The organism is Mesorhizobium sp. Arg314, from assembly GCF_053714275.1.
The window spans coordinates 1-896 of sequence record NZ_JBSKBP010000188.1 but is presented as its reverse complement, the minus strand read 5'-3'; the positions used below and the strand labels follow the sequence as shown (position 1 = coordinate 896).

The following is an 896-nucleotide window of genomic DNA, read 5'->3' as shown; positions in this document are numbered from 1 at the left end:
CCGCCGGGATCTGGATGAGGCCGTAGGCGGATCCGTCTGAAGCAATCGAGGCGCCGAGGATGCCGTGGCCGGCATCGCCGGACGGGGCAAGTACCACGGCGCCGGCGGCATCCGCGAACAGCACGGCGCTAGCCCGCTCGGCCGGATTGATGCGACGGCTCAATATGTTCGCGGCGATGATAATGGCCGGCTGGTTGTGCAGGCGCACGAAGCCTTCGGCGAAGGTCATGGCGTAGATGAATCCCGCGCAGGCACCCGCCAGGTCCACCCCGCCGGCCCCTTCAAGGCCGAGCCTGTGCGCCACCAGGGGCGCGCTCGGCGGCAAGAGATGGTCCGGTGTCGACGTCGCCAGCAGAAGCAGGCGGATGTCCTTGCGATCGATGCCGGTGGCCTGCAGCGCTGTGGAGCGGGCAGGTCTTTCGACGCCCGCTGACGGCCAAAAGCTCAATTACGAGATCGAGCAGGAGCGCCGCACCAGGAAATCCTCAGCCGGCAATCTAGCAAAGTAAGCTGTCTGCGTCTTGCACATGCCCAAGAGACCGACCGCGAGCTTCTACGATCGTCGCAGACGAAATCGCGCCGGAACATGAATCGACGCGGGCCTTGCGCAAATTGCTGCAGGCCGGGGAGCGCGCGGCGAAAGGAGGGTTCTCCCCGCCTTTCAAGTCAGCGCCCCGGAACGCTCAAGTCGCGCCGTTTTTGCGGGCCCTGTTTGCAGGTGCACCCTCTTCGGTCTGACCAGGCTTTCTACCGAGGCCCATGGTCTTGGCTAAAGCAGAGCGCGCCGCGGCATAATTCGGGGCTACCATCGGATAGTCTGCCGGCAGGCCCCACTTGGCGCGGTATTCGTCAGGCGTAAGGCCATAGTGGGTCGCGAGATGCCGCTTCAGAGACTT

1 protein-coding gene and 2 pseudogenes are annotated in these 896 nt (G+C 64.8%); 1 reads left to right on the top strand and 2 read right to left on the bottom strand.

The window, feature by feature from the left end:
- Positions 1 to 397: pseudogene (locus ACWGS9_RS35005) on the bottom strand (3-oxoacyl-ACP synthase); the annotation flags it as partial.
- On the opposite strand from ACWGS9_RS35005, the pseudogene ACWGS9_RS35000 reads away from it, so the two are divergent.
- Positions 387 to 509: pseudogene (locus ACWGS9_RS35000) on the top strand (cold-shock protein); the annotation flags it as partial. The pseudogenes ACWGS9_RS35005 and ACWGS9_RS35000 overlap by 11 nt on opposite strands.
- Positions 510 to 683: 174 nt before the next feature.
- Here the strand turns inward: ACWGS9_RS35000 and ACWGS9_RS34995 are convergent.
- The coding region (locus ACWGS9_RS34995; RefSeq protein WP_454509413.1) for a MucR family transcriptional regulator at positions 684 to 896 on the bottom strand (213 nt) is incomplete at its 5' end.